Source organism: Pseudoalteromonas sp. 1CM17D, assembly GCF_023161805.1.
Lineage (GTDB): Bacteria > Pseudomonadota > Gammaproteobacteria > Enterobacterales > Alteromonadaceae > Pseudoalteromonas > Pseudoalteromonas atlantica.
This window is the reverse complement of record NZ_JALNTP010000001.1, coordinates 90,061-108,093: the sequence shown is the minus strand read 5'-3', so window position 1 is coordinate 108,093 and position 18,033 is coordinate 90,061. Positions and strand designations below refer to the sequence as shown.

The 18,033-nt window shown below is 41.1% G+C and carries 17 protein-coding genes; 11 read left to right on the top strand and 6 right to left on the bottom strand.

Features of this window, described 5'->3' with window-relative positions:
• Nucleotides 1–49 precede the first annotated feature (49 nt).
• Both MSC25_RS00450 and MSC25_RS00445 read left to right on the top strand, forming a co-directional pair.
• Nucleotides 50–229: a hypothetical protein gene (locus MSC25_RS00450; protein ID WP_248442088.1), complete on the top strand. Its 180-nt coding sequence runs from the start codon at nt 50–52 to the stop codon at nt 227–229.
• Complete coding sequence (locus MSC25_RS00445) at nt 213–578, top strand: hypothetical protein (protein WP_096041529.1); 366 nt, start codon at nt 213–215, stop codon at nt 576–578. The genes MSC25_RS00450 and MSC25_RS00445 overlap by 17 nt, the downstream gene beginning before the upstream one ends.
• 6 nt (nt 579–584) lie before the next feature.
• On the opposite strand, the gene MSC25_RS00440 is transcribed toward MSC25_RS00445, so the two are convergent.
• The gene (locus MSC25_RS00440; RefSeq protein WP_096041528.1) at nt 585–1,076 is read right to left on the bottom strand and encodes a peptide-methionine (S)-S-oxide reductase; all 492 of its coding nucleotides are present in this window, start codon (nt 1,074–1,076) and stop codon (nt 585–587) included.
• 176 nt (nt 1,077–1,252) lie between these two features.
• On the opposite strand from MSC25_RS00440, the gene MSC25_RS00435 reads away from it, so the two are divergent.
• Nucleotides 1,253–3,106 (top strand): TonB-dependent receptor, encoded by a 1,854-nt coding sequence (locus MSC25_RS00435; RefSeq protein ID WP_248442087.1) that lies wholly within the window; start codon nt 1,253–1,255, stop codon nt 3,104–3,106.
• A 687-nt stretch (nt 3,107–3,793) separates the two neighbouring features.
• Here the strand turns inward: MSC25_RS00435 and MSC25_RS00430 are convergent.
• Entirely contained in the window at nt 3,794–4,057 is a 264-nt protein-coding gene (locus MSC25_RS00430) for a YkgJ family cysteine cluster protein (RefSeq protein ID WP_029774574.1), read from the bottom strand.
• A gap of 169 nt (nt 4,058–4,226) precedes the next feature.
• Between MSC25_RS00430 and MSC25_RS00425 the strand changes: the two genes are divergently transcribed.
• The 4 genes from MSC25_RS00425 to MSC25_RS00410 all read left to right on the top strand — a co-directional run bounded on the left by MSC25_RS00425 (nt 4,227) and on the right by MSC25_RS00410 (nt 12,171).
• Nucleotides 4,227–5,408, top strand: coding sequence for an efflux RND transporter periplasmic adaptor subunit (locus tag MSC25_RS00425; RefSeq protein ID WP_004588902.1), 1,182 nt, complete (start codon nt 4,227–4,229; stop codon nt 5,406–5,408).
• On the top strand, nt 5,405–8,554 hold the full coding sequence (locus MSC25_RS00420; RefSeq protein WP_055255739.1) for an efflux RND transporter permease subunit: 3,150 nt from the start codon (nt 5,405–5,407) through the stop codon (nt 8,552–8,554). Before MSC25_RS00425 ends, MSC25_RS00420 begins: the two co-directional genes overlap by 4 nt.
• A gap of 712 nt (nt 8,555–9,266) precedes the next feature.
• Complete coding sequence (locus tag MSC25_RS00415) at nt 9,267–11,063, top strand: SulP family inorganic anion transporter (protein ID WP_248442086.1); 1,797 nt, start codon at nt 9,267–9,269, stop codon at nt 11,061–11,063.
• A 217-nt stretch (nt 11,064–11,280) separates the two neighbouring features.
• Nucleotides 11,281–12,171, top strand: coding sequence for a dienelactone hydrolase family protein (locus MSC25_RS00410; RefSeq protein WP_054983126.1), 891 nt, complete (start codon nt 11,281–11,283; stop codon nt 12,169–12,171).
• A 45-nt stretch (nt 12,172–12,216) separates the two neighbouring features.
• Here MSC25_RS00410 and MSC25_RS00405 read toward each other — a convergent pair whose 3' ends face one another.
• The 3 genes from MSC25_RS00405 to MSC25_RS00395 all read right to left on the bottom strand — a co-directional run bounded on the left by MSC25_RS00405 (nt 12,217) and on the right by MSC25_RS00395 (nt 13,672).
• A complete protein-coding gene (locus MSC25_RS00405) occupies nt 12,217–12,381 on the bottom strand; it encodes a hypothetical protein (RefSeq protein WP_232510967.1) in 165 nt (54 codons plus the stop codon).
• 183 nt (nt 12,382–12,564) lie between these two features.
• A complete protein-coding gene (locus MSC25_RS00400) occupies nt 12,565–12,723 on the bottom strand; it encodes a hypothetical protein (RefSeq protein WP_004589679.1) in 159 nt (52 codons plus the stop codon).
• Between the two features lie 13 nt (nt 12,724–12,736).
• On the bottom strand, nt 12,737–13,672 hold the full coding sequence (locus tag MSC25_RS00395; protein WP_029774282.1) for a LysR family transcriptional regulator: 936 nt from the start codon (nt 13,670–13,672) through the stop codon (nt 12,737–12,739).
• A gap of 455 nt (nt 13,673–14,127) precedes the next feature.
• Between MSC25_RS00395 and MSC25_RS00390 the strand changes: the two genes are divergently transcribed.
• From MSC25_RS00390 to MSC25_RS00375, 4 genes are all read left to right on the top strand, one after another.
• A complete protein-coding gene (locus MSC25_RS00390) occupies nt 14,128–15,234 on the top strand; it encodes a major royal jelly family protein (protein ID WP_248442085.1) in 1,107 nt (368 codons plus the stop codon).
• A 52-nt stretch (nt 15,235–15,286) separates the two neighbouring features.
• Nucleotides 15,287–15,841 (top strand): thioredoxin family protein, encoded by a 555-nt coding sequence (locus MSC25_RS00385; protein WP_248442084.1) that lies wholly within the window; start codon nt 15,287–15,289, stop codon nt 15,839–15,841.
• Nucleotides 15,838–16,626 (top strand): glycine betaine ABC transporter substrate-binding protein, encoded by a 789-nt coding sequence (locus tag MSC25_RS00380; RefSeq protein WP_248442080.1) that lies wholly within the window; start codon nt 15,838–15,840, stop codon nt 16,624–16,626. Before MSC25_RS00385 ends, MSC25_RS00380 begins: the two co-directional genes overlap by 4 nt.
• 78 nt (nt 16,627–16,704) lie before the next feature.
• Nucleotides 16,705–17,358, top strand: a complete 654-nt coding sequence (locus MSC25_RS00375) for a nitroreductase family protein (protein WP_248442073.1) — start codon at nt 16,705–16,707, stop codon at nt 17,356–17,358.
• A 52-nt stretch (nt 17,359–17,410) separates the two neighbouring features.
• Here MSC25_RS00375 and MSC25_RS00370 read toward each other — a convergent pair whose 3' ends face one another.
• Nucleotides 17,411–17,995, bottom strand: a complete 585-nt coding sequence (locus tag MSC25_RS00370) for a class I SAM-dependent methyltransferase (protein WP_248442064.1) — start codon at nt 17,993–17,995, stop codon at nt 17,411–17,413.
• Nucleotides 17,996–18,033: the final 38 nt, after the last annotated feature.

The following is an 18,033-nucleotide window of genomic DNA, read 5'->3' as shown; positions in this document are numbered from 1 at the left end:
AGGGATATTTTTTGAAGTCGAGTGCCCATATTGTCAAACATGGATACGTTTGAATAAAACACAAGAAATTATAAAAGCTGCTGGAATATTACTTTTATTAATAACTAGTCTTCTAAATATTTTCAGTATTCAAAGTGAATATAGTTTAGTTTTCTCAACCGTAGGCTTTGTTGGAATATTTATAGCTATGATTATTACTTTTTTTGGTAAGCATGAAGCAATCAAATAATAAAAAAACAAAAAAGAAGCCAAAAATAAAACACGCTAATATTAGTAATACCAGAATGTTATTAAATAAAATAGCATTCTCCTTGTTTTTTTTAGCTATAGGCTCCTTATCCATCATAATCGCAGTAAAATCTATATACGACGGTTATGTGCTTACACCAACAGATTATCGTGTTGAATCTGAGGTTTATTTTTTCTCGACCTCTCCATTTGCTTATCTTTTTAACCTTTTCTTTTACTTAGGATGTGGGATCTTTTTTTTAGCAGTACCGTACCTAAGCAGAGAAATGTTTCCGCGTAAAAAAGAGAAAAAGCTAAGCAAAAAAGCTCAAAGAAAAAATAAACAATAGTTTTTATTAAGTCGTTTTGTATTTATACAATAAATCAAAAGGTATATGGCAATAGTCATCTGGGTGGTTGGTTAAACGGTCTTGATGCTCAGGATCGCTTGGTACGTAATTGGTTAGCGGCTCTACCTGAACTACAATTTTATCGGCATCGCTGCGCTTTTTGATATAGCTGTTTGCTGCGTCTAAATGGGTTTGGTGTTTACTGTAAATAGCAGTGCGGTATTTAGGGCCTTCGTCATCCCCTTGTTTGTTAATACTGTGTGGGTCAATAATTTCAAAAAAGTAGTCAAACAGCTTATTTAAGCTAACGGCGTTTAGGTCAAAAATTACCTTTACGCATTCAGCATAACCATCATATTCGCCATCTGTAGTTTTACTTGTACCATTAGCGCGCCCTGCCTGTGTGCTAACAACACCTGGTAAGTGTTTCATAAACTCTTGTACGCCCCATAGGCACCCACCAGCAAAGTAAATAGTATTGTGTTCTTTAATATCCATTATAAATGTTACCTAATGAGAAAAGTGTGAATGGTTATCAAATGCAGATATTAACAAATTAATGTACAATCGCGCACAAAATGACTGCTGTTACATTTGGCTATTTTATCATGCTCAAATATGAGCTTTGAAATTAATTGTAACCGCAGCTACAAATAAAAAACGACGAGAAACACATGAACCGCACACCACACATTATATTGCCTGCCCTTTTATGCAGTGTTACCCCATTCGTTTATGCTAATACGTTATCTGATGAGTCTTCAATCGAGCAAATAACAGTGGAGGCTTCGCCTACTGCGAATAAACTGCCTGTAGGTACATTTGACTCGCCTATTTCTAATTTAGAATACGATCCGCGTGTAGATCTTCAATCACGAAATATGGCTGAGGCACAAGCTGATGTAACTATTCGTGGCGGTATTTTTGAAAACACCGGCTTTAGAGTAGGCAGTGCTACCCTGCTTGACCCGCAATCTGGTCATTATTTTGCTGAAATTCCCATTGCACCGCAAATGCTAAGCGGCCCAGCAGTTTTAACCGGTGCCGATAACGCACTGTACGGTATGAACAGCTCTGTAGGTACGGTTTCGTTTGGTTGGAAACCGATTATTACTGGCGGTAGTGTATCGCTTGGTACTGGTACGAACGACTTTAATCTTCAAAGTATTCACGCTGCTAAAAATACACAACTTGATAGCTTAGCTGGCTATACCTTAGGTTTTGAAGGTGAATATTCTCACTCGCAAAGTGATGGCACTATTGATAATGGTGACCATGACTTTTCGCGCGCCTCAGCTCGCGTGCAATTGGCAAGCGAGCATAGCCAAACCGATTTATTTTATGGCTCACAGGATAAGTTTTTTGGCTGGCCTAACTTGTATACCCCTTTTGGCGTTAACGAAACTGAAGATTTAGAAACCCGCCTTTGGATTCTTAATCACAAACAAAATTACGCTAAAAACAGTAATGTTGAAGTATCGGCGTATTACCGCACCCATGACGATCACTATATTTACTCGCGCGAAAACCCAAGTGCATTCGAAGCGTTTCATAAAAGCGAGGTTAAGTCGCTTGCTCTTTCGGGCCGCCATGCACAAAGCAATGCATTTGCAATCAATTACTCAGCACAATTTATTGATGACTCGATTGAATCAACCACACTTGAAAACAATTTTACCTCACGAAAATATTATAAGCTGAGCGTATTGCCCCAATACACAATGGCGCTAAAGGCTAACCAACAGCTTATTTTTCGTTTAGGGGCGGCGTATGACGATACAAACCGTGATGATGCTGAAGTATCAGCTATTGGTGATATAACCTTAAATACCCAAAATAATGACGGCACAGCGCAAAGTATTTATTTATCATACGCGCAGGCAAGCCAAGTTGCAGGCTACACAGCCATTGGCGGCAGCGATTCTGGTGGATTATTTAGAAGTAACTACAACCTTGAGCGCGAAACTACTTCAAACTTAGAGCTAGGTTTATTACTTGAAGAGCAAAGTTGGCAGTTGAATTCGGCTATTTTTTATCGAAAAGATAATAACTTAACCGATTGGACCTTTAATTTTGATTCTACCTCGGCGCGCTTTGCAAACCCGGTTGATATTGATACTGCAGGGGTTGAATTTTTAGCGACTAAGCACTTTGATACAGCAAAACTTATTGCTAGCTACACCTATTTACATAAATCAGAGAACTACGGCGCAACCGATATTGATGCCAGTTTTTACGCGTTAAACTTCCCCGATCACCGTTTAACACTCGGCGCTGTGTATAACCCAACTGATATTTTAGAATTTAGAATAGATAACGAATGGCGTACACAACACAAAAACGCGCTTAGAAACGGCGACGACAACGCGCTTTTTACCCAACTCACGCTTAAAATAACCCCGCCTCAGATAAGCAATTTATTTATTACTTTAGCGGCAGATAACGTATGGGATGAGTCGTTTGAAGAAATACCTGGTACACCAGGGCGCGGTGAACAATATACGTTAAGCGCAACGTATAGTTGGTAAAATTAAAGCGGCGTTTACAAACTCAATTTATACTTTGATTTGTAGACGCTGTGTTTTTTATAAAAGCTCTATATTAGGCAAAAAATATTGCACAAAGAGAAGCGAATGAGGAGTAAATGAGAAAACAAAAGCCAACTATTGCTTAAAGTTAATCTCTTCCTCTAAAAGCGCAGCGCCTCTTGCCCTCTTTGTGAGTTACTCACTTTATGGCCTTAAGCCAGTAAAAGCAGCGCGTTTTTATATAAAGCAAAGCTAAAAAGTTGCACAAAAAGAAACGAATAAGCAGTAAATGAGAAAACACAAACCAACTATTGCTTAAAGTTAATCTCTTCCTCTAAAAGCCCCGCGCCTCTTGCCCTCTTTGTGAGTTATTCACTTTATGGCCTTAAGCCAGTAAAAGCAGCACAAAGAGAAGCGAATGAGTAGTAAATGAGAAAACAAAAGCAACTACTGCTTAAAGTTAATCTCTCCCTCTAAAAGCGCAGCGCCTCTTCCCCTCTTTGTAAATAATCCACTTTTACAGGTTTTACCTGTCACGTAAGCAAGCTTCACGTCTACAAAACAACCATATATCTACACATTTGCGGTAGACGCAGAGCTTGCTCGCGTGAACAGCGCAGCTTTTAATTACTTAAAAAATTACTCAGTAATAGATAAATGTAAATATATGTGTATTAACTTCGTAAGCTAGGTTAACTGCTCAAGTTCGGTAATAAGCGCTAGAGCCTCTGCATTAGTTGACCCACATACATCGCGCGTGGCGCTAAAATCGCTACATACTTTAGGGCGGCTTTCATCGCCAAATAGTTTACATAAATTGTTCTCATCAAGCTGAATACAACGCTCTCCGGCTTTTTTACCGTTTGGCATACCGGGTATTGGGGAGCTAATACTTGGGGCAATGCAACATGCGCCGCAGCCTAAGCGACATGCCATAGGCTCTGTTTTCATAAATACCTCTGTTAGTTAAAGCCAGGCCTTTGTATTTAAATTTACACCCTGCCTAGCCCATTATTTATCTGTAATACACATATGTAATGCTTTGTTACATCTTAAAACGCCTTGTAAACACTTTATTGCGTATTATTGCCTTGTCACCAAATATATGAAGGAATGCCTTGTGGCTACTAAAAAACAAATTTTATTACCAGTCGCGGTTTTAGCAGCCGGGATTGCACTCGCTTTTGGCCTTTCAGCCATGAAAACGCCACCAGAAGAAAAACCAGAGCAAGACACTCGCCCACTTGTTGCTGCGCAAAACGTAAACATTGATGCAATAACGCTCGATGTTAAATCGTACGGCGTAGTAAAACCTAAAGACCGTACAGAACTGGTTGCACAAGTAAGCGGGCAAGTTATTTCAGTAGCCGAACAATTTGTTGAAGGCGCGTTTGTTAAGCAAGGCGATATTTTAGCACGAATTGATCCAAATGATTACGAGGCTGATTTAATTGAGGCCGAAGCAGGCCTTGCCCAAGCAAGTTCAGCGCTCGAAATAGAACGCGCGCAAGCTCACGTAGCTAAAGCCGAATGGGAACGTATTAAATCAGACTCAAGCGATGCAATTGCATCGGAGCTTTATTTACGTAAACCACAACTTGCAGAAAAAATGGCAAACTTTCGCTCTGCCCAAGCCCGTGTAAAACGCACTAAACGTAATTTAGAACGCACGTACATTAAAGCTCCTTACGACGCTATAATAAACCAACGCACCATTAGCTTAGGCTCAGTGGTTAGTGCGGGTAGCAAGTTTGGCGAGCTAAGCGCTACCTCAGTTGCAGAGGTACGTTTACCGGTTGCAGATAAAGAGCTGCAATACTTAGATAACGGCGGTATTGGCGCATTGGTTACGCTTAACGCTGAATTTGCCGGCAAGCAAACAACCTGGCAAGCCAAGGTTGTACGAAGCGAAGGTGTGGTTGATCAAACCAGCCGTATGAGCTATTTAGTTGCTCAGTTACCGACTCCGTACGCTGATAACACCAAACCACTGCGTTTTGGCTCTTATATAAATGCCACCATAAAAGGCCGCGCGCTTGATAACGCGATTATAGTGCCGCACCATTTAGTTAAAAATAACAAAATTGCTATTTTAAACGACGATCACACCCTGAGTTTTAAAACGCTTAATATTGTACGTGAACAAAACGGTATGGTGATTGCGGACCAAGGCTTAAACAGTGGTGAGCAACTTATTACCTCTGCCCTTGAATACCCAACAGAAGGCATGGCGGTTAAGCTGGAAGGCACTGAGCCTAAAAGCGATGTGACTCAATTAGCACTTAAAGAGGATACACCATGAGTACCTCAGAAAAAGGCTTAATTGCATGGTTTGCACGTAACCCAGTGGCGGCAAACCTCATCATGATTTTTATACTTATTGGCGGGCTTTTAACAGCGCTAACAATTCGTAAACAGGCATTCCCGCAGTTTGAAAGTAACTGGGTGAGTATTCAAGCGGTATACCCAGGCGCAGCCCCGCAAGAGGTTGAAGAAGGCATAACCATAAAAATTGAAGAAAACCTTGAAGGTACCGAGGGTATAAAACGTTTAATCACTTACTCTAACCGAGGTTATGCGCAAGCGTGGGTAGAAATAGAAGAAAAATACGACCTACAAGAAGCCCTAGACGAAATAAAAGCGCAAGTTGATTCTATCAATACCTTTCCGGCAGGAATGGAGCGCCCCGTTATTCAACGTGAAAAATTTCAGCAAGAGGTGATGATCCTCGCGCTTTATGGCGACATGAGTTACTACCAGCTTAAAGAGCTAGGTAACGACATAAAAGATGAACTACTCGCCTTGCCTGGCGTTAATTTAGTCGACTTTTACAGTGGCCTAGATTACGAAATAGGCATAGAAATAAGCCCTGATAAACTACGTGAATATGGCCTAACTTTTAGAGATGTTTCAAGTGCGGTGCAAAATTTTTCTACCAATATGTCGGCAGGGCAAATTCGCTCTGATACTGGCTATATTTCAATGCGTGTTGAAAAACAAGCCTACCGTGGTGGTGAATTTGCAAAGCTTCCGCTTATAACGCTTGCCGATGGCGCACAGATTAACTTAGGCGATGTAGCAACAATTAATGATGGCTTTGAAGAAGGCTTACTTTACTCTAAATATAACGGTAAAAACTCACTCACGTTTGAAGTAGATGCCTCTAAAGATCAAGACATTACCGATGTAGCTAAAATTCTTAAAGGCTACATGGCAGAAAAACAATCGAAACTTCCACAAGGCGTAAAGCTCTCCCCTATTGTTGATTTAACTTACTACCTTGAAGGTCGACTCGATATGATGATCGACAACATGGTATGGGGCGGTATTTTAGTAATGATAGTGCTGGCACTGTTTTTACCGCTGCGTTTAGCTTTTTGGGTAATGATGGGCTTACCGGTGTCTTTTCTAGGTGCCTTTTTGTTTATGCCAATTGGCTTTTTAGACATCACCATAAACATGGTGTCGTTATTTGCTTTTATTATTGTACTTGGCATTGTGGTCGACGATGCCATAGTCGTGGGTGAGTCTGCCAGTGCCGAAATAGAAAAACACGGCCATAGCCTTGATAATGTTATTCGCGGAGTTAAGCGCGTTGCAATGCCTGCCACTTTTGGGGTTTTAACCACTATCGCGGCGTTTTTACCGCAAGCTATGGCATCGGGCCCAGGCGCTGCGTTTTCTAAAGCCATTGGTGTGGTTATTATATTGTGTTTGATTTTCTCGCTGATTGAATCAAAGCTAATATTACCTGCGCATATTGCAGCCATGAACCCACGTAAACCTAACCCTAAAAACCCATTACATAAACTGCGTAATGTGGTTGATAGTGGCTTAAAACACTTTGTACAAAACTATTACACGCCTTTTATAGGCCATTGTATACATTATCGTTATACCGTAATTATTGGCTTTTTATGCATATTAATAGTCAGTGCAGGTATGTTTGCAGGCGGCTTAGTTAAGTTTGTGCCTAACCCTAAAATACCGCATGATTTTCCACGTATTACGCTTGAAATGAACCTGGCCTCTTCGGAGCAAGCCACCCTTGAAACGGCCCGTAAAATTGAAGATGTATTACTCAAAGTAGATAAAGAGCTTGAAGAGCAATACGGCCAAAGCATGATCCGCGATTTATCGGTAAGCTTACGTGGGCGTACTCAAGCAAACATTATGGCTATTTTAGTAGAGCCACACTTGCGCCCTATCGACACCTTTGCATTAAGCACCCTGTGGCGCGAACAAATGCCCCCGCTTCCAGGTGTTAAAACGCTTAATATTCAAGATAATATTTTTAGCGGCGGACGTGATGACGGCGACGTAAGTTTTAGGCTACAAGGCAAAGATGCCGATGAGCTAAAAGAAGTAGCTGGTAAATTAAAAGCTAAACTACAAAGCATGGAAGGTGTAGGCGATGTAAACGACTCACTGCAAAGTGCCACCGACGAAGTACAGCTTGATTTAAAACCTCTGGCCTACAGCATGGGACTTACACTTGCCGACGTTGCATCGCAAGTAAGCTTTAGTTACTACGGATTAGAAGCACAGCGTATTTTACGCGAAGGCGAAGAAATTAAAGTAATGATACGCTACCCAGAAAGCGAGCGTAACTCAATTAGCAACATTCAAAATGCGCGTATTATTACGCCAACCGGCGCAGAAGTACCGTTAAGCGAAGTAGCCGAAGTTAGGCTAGTAGATGGTGTAAACCGTATTCGCCGCGAAAACTCAAACCGTACTGTTAATGTGTGGGCAGCAGTAAATACTGACCAAGTAGAGCCGTTTGCTATTGCACAAGAAATTCGTGATACCTATTTACCTTCACTGCTTAAAAGCTACCCAGGCGTTAAAAGTAATGTGGCTGGGCGCGTACAAGAAGAAATGGACAGCGCCGATGAGCAGTTACGCGACTTTGCTATATCGCTGATGATTATATTTGCCTTATTGGCCATTCCGCTTCGCTCTTACTCGCAGCCGCTTATTATTATGTCGGTTATTCCATTTGGTGTAGTAGGTGCAATGTTTGGTCACGTAATATTAGGTATGACCATGAGCGGGCTGTCTATGTTTGGCATTATTGCCGTAGCTGGCATAGTCGTAAACGACTCACTCGTAATGGTTGATTTTGTAAACAAAGCACGCGCAGAAGGCATGGCCGTAAAACAGGCCGTTATGCAAGCCGGTGCAAAGCGCTTTAGAGCTATATTGCTCACTTCAATCACTACATTTATTGGGGTAATGCCAATTATTATGGAAACCAGCTTACAGGCTAAAATAGTTATTCCTATGGCGGTATCGCTGGCCTTTGGTGTGCTATTTGCCACGGTAATTACTTTAATACTTATACCTTGCCAATACGTAGCACTAGAAGACGCTAAGCGCCTTACCCGTAAGCTACTTGGTAAATCGCAGCCTATAAGTATTCAACCGACACCCACTGCCAAATAATTAAAGTTTCTCTCCCAACCATTAAAGCTCGGCCTAATACGCCGAGCTTTTTATTGCCTGCAAATTGCACTGCATTATTAATAGTTTTTATAAAGTGTTTCAAATAAATTATGGGTAATTATTTTAATTATATCAGCGTATTATGCGCACTCAATTTAAAACATCGCTAACGCATTATAATTTTATTGCTTAGCATTAAGCTCACACCGCAATGGTTTTGAGCCGCTTGTCAGTTAAGTGCCCTCCACTTAGTTCTAATAACGTGGGCGTGTTGACCTTTGGCGTTTGAATTTGCAGCAGTATGTTTGGTTTTTAGGCAAGGCAGAGCCTATGAAGTGTGGTTACTCCCCATAAATAGGCGATAACGTAGCATAAATGCCAAACATACGCTGCCCTTTGGGTTCTGCCTAGGGGCGATAAACTCTTTCTTGCCTACATGGATGTAGATAAGGGGCGTGAGCAGGACGCGGAAGCTTTGCTCGGTTTTTACTTATTCTTACATGGATGTAAGTCATTAGAATAACGCAGGAGCAGTTATCGAGCCCACTAGGTTACAAACCTCGCGTCGCGATTTGATCGCCCCTAGATTGAACAAGTCTCAATCCGCAAAGATCAACACGCCCTATACACGTAAATTTAAAACACCTAAACATACTGCTATTCGCTTAAAGCGCTATGGCATCTAGTTTATTTATGCACCCTAAGGAACCCTATGTTTGATTTAATAAGCAAACGCAGCGCTAATTTAAAAAATGATGTATTAGCCGGCCTAACCGCTGTGCTTACGCTCATTCCCGAAGCTGTTGCGTTTACCTTTGTAGCGGGAATTGACCCAATGATGGGGCTTTATGGCTCATTTTTTGTTGGCTTTATTACCGCCGTGTTTGGCGGCCGCCCAGGTATGATTTCGGGTGCTGCTGGCTCTATGGCTGTAGTCACCACCGCCTTTATTATTATGTTTGGGCTCGAATACTTGTTGGCCGCCGTGGTATTAACCGGTGTGCTGCAAGTTGTGTTTGGCGCTTTTAAAATGGGCAAATTTATTAGGCTGTTACCTCACCCTGTAATGCTTGGCTTTGTAAATGGCTTAGCTATTGTGATTGGTATGGCGCAATTTGGCCAATTTAAAGAAAACGTTCGCGTAGTTTACGATAAGCAACACGATATGTTTACCTACGCAGGCGATTGGATGCAACTAACCAGCCCAGCTATGCTTACCATGATGGGGCTAATTGCGTTAACTATGGCAATTGTGTATTTTTTACCGCGCTATACTAAAGCAATTCCTGCCCCTCTTGCTGCAATAGCAGTGTGTACAGCGCTGGTCACCTTTACGCCACTTGAGTCAAAACTTGTTAGCGATGTTGTGCACACGCAGCGTACTTCAATGATTGAAAAAGAGATCATTACTGAAAATTTTGAAGCTATAAAAAATCAAGTACCTCATGGGCAATACAGCGAAGTGGCGCAAAATATTGCGCTTGAGCGCCCAACCGATGCGCAGATTACGGCTAAATGGCAAGAAAACGAAGCGCAAAAAGTAGCTGAGGGCTTAAAAGACACCATCGACCCACTTGATGGCAGTTTAAAAGGTGCATTACCGAGTTTTCACTTTCCGCAAATTAGTTGGGATTTAACCAATAGCAACTCGCTCGATGCACTTATTACCGTGCTCATGCTTGCGCTTATTTTGTCATCTGTAGGGCTAATAGAAACCCTTATGACGCTTTCGCTTATGGATGAAATAACACAAACCCGCGGGCAAGGTAATCGTGAGTCGGTAGCGCAAGGCTCGGGCAATATTTTAAGCGGTTTATTTGGTGGCATGTGTGGCTGCGCCATGATTGGCCAAAGCATGGTGTGTTTAAATTCAGGCGGCCGAGGGCGTGCAGCAGGTATTGCTACCGCTTTATTTATGCTGGTATTTATTTTGTTTTTTCCAAGCTTAATTGAAATGATACCGGTGGCATCTTTAATTGGCGTTATGTTTATGGTGGTTATTGCTACGTTTGAGTGGTCATCTTTGCGCTTATTTGGTCGTGTTCCAAAGTCTGAAATATTTATCATTATTGTGGTATCTACCGTTACCGTATTGCTCGATTTAGCCGTAGCCGTAGGCATAGGTATTGTTATTTCTGCCTTGGTTTATGCATGGAACTCTGCAAAAGAAATCCGTATTCAATGTAGTGATGAATCGCAAAGCGAAAAAACCTACCAAGTAACGGGTAATCTATTTTTTGGCTCAATAACCTCGTTTAAAGAAGGGTTTAATCCATATAACGACCCACAAAAAGTGTGTATAGATTTTGCCAATGCCAGAGTGTGTGACCAATCAGGCATTGAAGCCATACATGGTTTAAGTGAGCGTTATAAAGCATTAGATAAAACGTTGTATTTGCGCCATTTGAGCCCAGAGTCTGCCAAGTTATTACAAAAAGCCGGTGATTTGGTTGAGGTTAACATTGTTGAAGACCCTAAATACCCTGTAGCCAACGACGCTATGGCGTAACACGTCACTTAGGTAACTCACTAAAAAAGCTCAGAATTCCCCGAGCTTTTTATAAATATTGATGAAGGGCTATGAAGGTAGATAAATTAAAGTTTACTAGTCTTTTATTTTATATTAATGAGATCTATAAATTTAAAAGATAAACTGCTCGTTTTTTACTCCTAATACGTTATGGTATTTAAATAATAAATATACATAATAAAGTTAAGGAGCAGCCATGAATACCCCGCAATCAGATCATATCCCGCAAGAAGCCTTTGATTGGTACGACGAATACGCCCACGGTTTAATGGACCGACGTACATTTATGAAAAAACTAGGTGGGTTAGCTGCACTTGGTTTTTCAATGAGCGTACTAACCAGTGCCCTGTTACCTAATTATGCGTTTGCAGAGCAAGTATCATTTAACGATGATGATATTAAAGCCACCTACGAAGAATTTGATTCGCCAAACGGGCATGGTAAAGGCAAAGGCTACTTAGCTGTACCTAGCAAAATTGAAGGTAAACTGCCGGTTGTATTAGTTATTCACGAAAACCGTGGTTTAAACCCATATATTAAAGATGTAGCCAGGCGCTTAGCCAAAAAAGGCTTTATTGCCTTTGCACCCGATGCGCTCTTTGCGCTTGGTGGCTACCCGGGCAATGACGATGAAGGCCGCGCCATGCAAAAAACCATGGACAGAGCTAAAATTCAAAACGATTTTGTAGCTGGGGCTCACTTTTTAAAAAATCATTCGAATAGTAACGGCAAACTGGGAGCTGTGGGCTTTTGTTTTGGTGGTTACATTGTTAATTACTTAGCGGCGGTTGAGAGTGACTTATTGAGCGCGGGCGTGCCTTTTTATGGTACTCCTGCCAGTGAGTCACTGCACAAAAATATAAAAGCGCCTTTAATGATTCAATTAGGTGAGCTTGATAAACGCGTTAACGCTACATGGCCTGATTATGAAAAAAGCTTAAAAGCTAACAATGTTGAGTACATTATGCACATGTACGAAGGCGCTAATCATGGTTTTCATAACGACTCTACTGGGCGTTATGATGAGCAAAAAGCAGAACTTGCTTGGCAGCGTACCTTAGCGTTTTTTAATGAAAAACTAAGTTAATAATAAGGTAATGCCACCAGCTTAAAATGGGTGGCATTTTTTAAGTTAATTGAGCTCTGTAATGTGTAAAAGCTCACCAGATGGTCCCCATAAATAAATCACTTTACCCCACGGCTCTTGTTTTATCCCTTCAAAGCGAATATCAAAGTGAGTTAACTTACTAATAGTGTTAAAGGCTTCGTTTATGTTTAATACGCACACTTGCAGCATTAAATTTTCAGCAAATTCTTGGTTGTAGTAACGATTAATACCAATCGACTTAAATATTTAATCATTCTAGCGTGCTAAATAGAGCGCTAACAGCGTTATAAATTTCTTATGTAGAACAACTACATGACGATATTTATGCCTTGTTATCACGCTATTTAACTGTCGCTATAAATGCCTAATAACTTAACACGATTGGTATAAAAACAAACTACATTCACCTGATGTTGCAATACTTAAATCAGCTGATGCAGGCTCAATAGTAAAGCCAAGCGCCTGATAAAAGTCGCACGATTGCTGATAATTTTTACACGGCACAAACACTCTAATATCATCAACTTGCATTATCAGTCCTTCATTAGCCAAGCACGCTTTTATCAATAATCCCTTTTGCAATAAGGGCTTTTAAAATACCGGCGCTTTTTTCTCTAAAGGCATCGCGAAGTAAGCGCACCGCCGGAGTGATTGACTGCCTACTTGGGCACACCAACCAAAGCTCTGTAGGCGTGGGTTTAAAGCTTGGCATAACACTTATGACATTACCGGCAAGTAAGTCGTTAGACATATCTAAGCACGATTTAACCGCCAGCCCCTTGCCCGACACACACCAGCGCCTTACTAAATCGCCATCGTTAGCCGCATGGCCACCGTGCAATTTTACTTTAAACTCTTCGCTGGCATCGCTAAATACCCATACATCTTTAATTATATCTTGCAGTTGATAAAACAGCCCTTTATGTTCTGTTAAATCATGTGGATGAGCAGGCGTGCCATGTGTATCAAGGTAGCTTTGTGCTGCGCATAAAATACGCGGTACATCGCAAATTTTAAAACCGTACATGCTGGCATCGTTAGGTTTACCATAACGCAGTGCAATGTCGACCGAGTCACGATAAAAGTCGATATTACTGTCGCTTATATTGGCGCGCAAGCTGAGCTGAGTGTGGGTTTGCATGAACTCGTCAAGCCAGGGGATCACAATGTTGCGCCCTAAATCAGAAGAAAGCGCAATACGCAGCTCGCCATCAATTATATCGTCATCGCTTTTAAGTGTATTTTTGGCTTGTTCAAGCATTGCCAATGCTTGCTGGCATTGCGGAATGTAACGCTCGCCGGCTGCAGAAAGCCTTAAATGGCGAGTGGTGCGTATAAATAGTTCAAAACCTAAAGCCTGCTCTACCCTTTTAACAGCAGCACTTGCTGTGGCGGTGCGCATATCTAAATTTGATGCTGCAGCAGTAATACTTTTAAACTCTGCCACTTTTAAAATTACCTGTAAGTCTTCTAAAAGCATTGTGTATTAATCCATTATCAACTTAATAATTTAATTATTATTTTTGGCAAAATTAAGCGCTTTAGGTTTGCTTACAGTGTATTGAGCAATCAAAAAGTGATTTATTGTCTATTTATATTTGACAATGCTTATCTATTGCGCGGTTTATCAATATAAAGGCAAATATTACACTGTAGCCAACAGCTAGTCACTAACCACTATTTATTAAATTAGGACAATCTTTAAGGCGTTTATTAGTAAACCCAGCTTTTGGCAGTAATAGTATGTTTAAAAAGAAAATTTGTTTAAAGCAATCGCTCGCTTTATCAATTAACTAATATTATTTGATAAAGATTCAATTATTACCCTGTTTATCGCATAAAAATTCTCACCTATTATTCACGTCAACGCAAGCGAAGTCATTTAGGCTATTTAAATCGCTTTACTCTATTTTTTAGCATAACGGGTATCACAGTATGAAACGATTAAAAACCACTTTAGCAATAGCAACCCTGTCATTAGCCGCAAGTGCTTTTTCAAGCGCCTATGCAGCAGACGTTGGCCCCCTTGAAACGGTGACTACTTTTAATAAATATCGCGGCGCAGGTATAACTATAACACCTGCAGGGCGAATGATTGTAAGCATGCACCCGCTTGATGCACCAAAAACGCGAGTAGTTGAAATTATGGCAAACGGTGCTCAACAACCTTTCCCTAGCGAAGATTGGGCTGACGGCCCCGAGCTTGGCAAAGTTGGCCTTGCAGCCGTAATTGGCGTGCATAGCGACAGCAAAGGTGTGGTGTGGATTTTAGACATGGGCAGCGAGCAAGTAGCCCCAAAACTTATAGCCTGGGACAGCGTTGCCAATACCTTAGTTAATACCATTGAATTAAATAAAGATGCTGTACTTGATAACTCGTTTTTACAAGACTTTGTTATTGATGAACGTAACGACAAAATTTACATTGCCGATATGTCTTTTGGTAACTTTATGGGCGCCACTAAACCTGCGTTTATTGTTGTTGATTTAAAAACCGGCGAATCAACGCGTGTACTTGAGGGCAATGCTAAGCTAATGCCAGAGGAGCGCGATATTGTCATCGAAGCCTCTCCTGTTGCATCTAAATCAGCAAAAGGTGAAACAACAAACCTACGTTTTGGTTTAAACCCAATTACTATTGATGATAAAAATGAATGGGTATACTTTGGCGCATTTACAGGCACTAGCGTGTACCGTATTCCGGCAAAAACACTTGCTAATAGTACATATTCAGATGCTAAAAAAGCAAAAAGCATTGAAGTTTTTGGCCCTAAAAACCCAAGCGATGGCATGACCTACGCGCCAGGTGGCGGTATTTTAGTAACCGACCTTGAAAACAATGCCATTGGCTTAACGACTAAAGACCACTACGAAATAATTGTTCAAGACAAACGATTATCATGGCCTGATAGCCTAGCAGTGAGCAATGGTTGGATTTATGTAACCCAAGATCAGCTCCACCAGCACCCTGCATTTAGCCAAGGCTTTGGTAATGCAAAACCACCTTACGTATTAACGCGTTTTCGCTTTAATCAAAAATAATTAATTATTTTTATAAGCCAGCCATACCCGCTGGCTTTTTAGGAGTTAAGTTATGCTACTGGATACCCCTATTTGTGACTTTGGCTGGCAAGCGCCCAACTTTACGTTAAAAACCCCGCAAGGCGAGCCTTTTACCTTAGCCGACAACCTAGGCGAAAACGCCTTATTAATCATGTTTATTTGTAACCATTGCCCTTATGTGCAACGTGTTGCAAGGCGCTTAAGCGAAGATACAGCGTTATTAATAAACGAAGGTATAAATGTGTTAGCTATTATGTCGAACGACTATAAAAGCGTCCCTGCTGACTCCCCAGCTAATATGGAAAAATTTGCTAAGCAGCACGGCTTTTTGTTTCCCTACCTTGTTGATGAAAACCAAGGCGTAGGCAAACAGTATGGCGCGGTTTGCACGCCTGATTTTTTTGGTTTCAATAAACATGGGGCACTGCAATACCGTGGCCGCTTAGACGATGCAAAAATGAATGACGATGCACATCGCACTCCTGAGTTAGTTAATGCCATGCGCCAAATTGCGGCCACAGGCAAAGGTCCTGAGCAGCAAACACCCAGCATGGGCTGCTCTATAAAATGGAGTAATTCATTATGAGTACAGTACATTTAAAATTAGGCGTAACCGATTTATCGTTTCACCATGTTACGGCCTCTTTAGTGAGCCATGTTTTAACTGATATGGGCTTTAACGTTGAGCGCATTTATGCGCCGCATCAAGATAATTTTAAAAACCTTAAATCTGGTGAAGTAGATTTACTCGCCTCAGCATGGCTACCTTCAAGCCACGGTATTTATAAAGCCGATGTTGAACAAGTTATGCCACTCGTTGAGCTTGGCTTACATTATGAGCCTTATGCACACTGGGGCGTACCAGATTACGTACCGCAAAGTGCAGTGAACGAAATTAGTGATTTGTTAAAACCAGATGTGCTTTCAAAAATGCAAAAAACAATTCAGGGCATTAATGCCGGTGCTGGTATTACCCGTTTTTCTATTAATATGATGAAAGAATATGGGCTGACGAGCTCAGGATATGAGTTTTTAACCGGCACAGAGCATGACTGTTTTAGCGCGTTTGAAAACGCCGTCGCCACCCAAACCTGGTGCGTAGTGCCGTTATGGAAGCCACAATTTTTGCATTACAAGCACACAATTCGTGAGCTTAAAGAACCACAAGGGTTACTTGGCGTTGTTGATAGAGCTGTTTTACTCCTACGTGAAGATAAACAAGCGCTGTTTAACCAAGCACAGTTAAACACCCTTGATAAATTACGCTTTTCAAATGAGACCATTGCCGAGCTTGACTATAAAGTATGCAAAAACTTACAACCACTCGATGACGTAACGCGTAATTGGCTTAATAACAATCCAATTAAATAGTAATTTGTGCTTTGTTTTTTTTAAAAAGGCTCAATATAGACACTACTTGGCTAAAATAGCCACTTAACGGAGATAACCATGACCCATCCAATTATTAATGATTTAGAAAAACGTTATACAACTAAACGCTACACAACCAAGCGCATTCCTCAAGATGATCTAGATGTAATTTACGAAGCTATGCGTCTTTCTCCTTCATCGATTAACTCGCAGCCGTGGAAATTTATTGTTATTGAGTCAGACGAAGCTAAAGAGCGTATGCACTCTACGTTTGCTAATAAATTTCAATTTAATCAGCCGCATATTAAAACTGCATCGCACGTTATTTTATTTGCTTACAACCCTAAATATAAACGTGATGACTACGCACAAGTCATTGATGCAGACATTAAAAATGGCCGTACTCAAAGTGAAAACCGCGAACAAGCGTTTGGCGCATTTGCTTTTGTTGATATGAATACCGATGAGCAAGGCAACAATGCAATGTGGACCAAAGCGCAAACTTACATTGCCCTGGGCAACACAATGCACGCCTCAGCACGCTTAGGCGTTGATTCAACACCTATGGAAGGTGTAGATGCACAGCTTATTGGTGAAGTGTTTGAACAAGAGCTCGATGGCTATATTTGTGATGTAGCGTTGGTACTTGGCTACCACGATGACACTGAAGATTATAACGCTAAGTTACCTAAATCTCGCTTAGCAAAAGAGCAAGTTATTCAGGTTTTATAAAAACCTATTAAAAAAGCTTAGCGCTAATGAGTGCTAAGCTTTTATATTCATTTTATTTTTTAGCAATAGCTTGCAGTACCGACGCTAAACCTGTGTGGTATGTGCCTTCAAACACTTCTCGCTTTAGCTCTTCTAAATGTATAAAGCTAAGCTCGGTTAAGTCATCTTGTAAGTCGCTTTTTGAGGTTTTAGTATCGACACTTGGGCCGCCTCCGGTATTATAATTTACTTGCTCAGGCGTATAGGCCTCAAGTAAAAACACCCCACCTGGCTTTAAACCTTTAACAGCGCGCTTATATACCGCTGAACGCACGGCACTTGGTAAAGGGCAATAAATAGACACTACTGCATCCCATTTTTCTTTTCCAAAATCAAACTTCGCTAAATCGGCGTGTACGATCTCAATGTTTACGTTGTGCTCTTTGGCAAGCTTTGCCGCTTTTTCAAGCCCTACTTTTGAGCCATCAACCGCGGTAACGCTGTAACCCATTTTTGCTAAAAATACCGCATTTCGTCCCTCACCTTCGGCTAAGCTAATAACATTGCCTTTAGGTAATTGCTTATAGTGCTCAGCTAAAAAATCGTTTGGCTGTTTGCCATAAGCATATTGCTGAGTGTTATACCTTTCATCCCACATAATAGCTCCTGGTATTATTTTGCGTATTCATAGCGTTG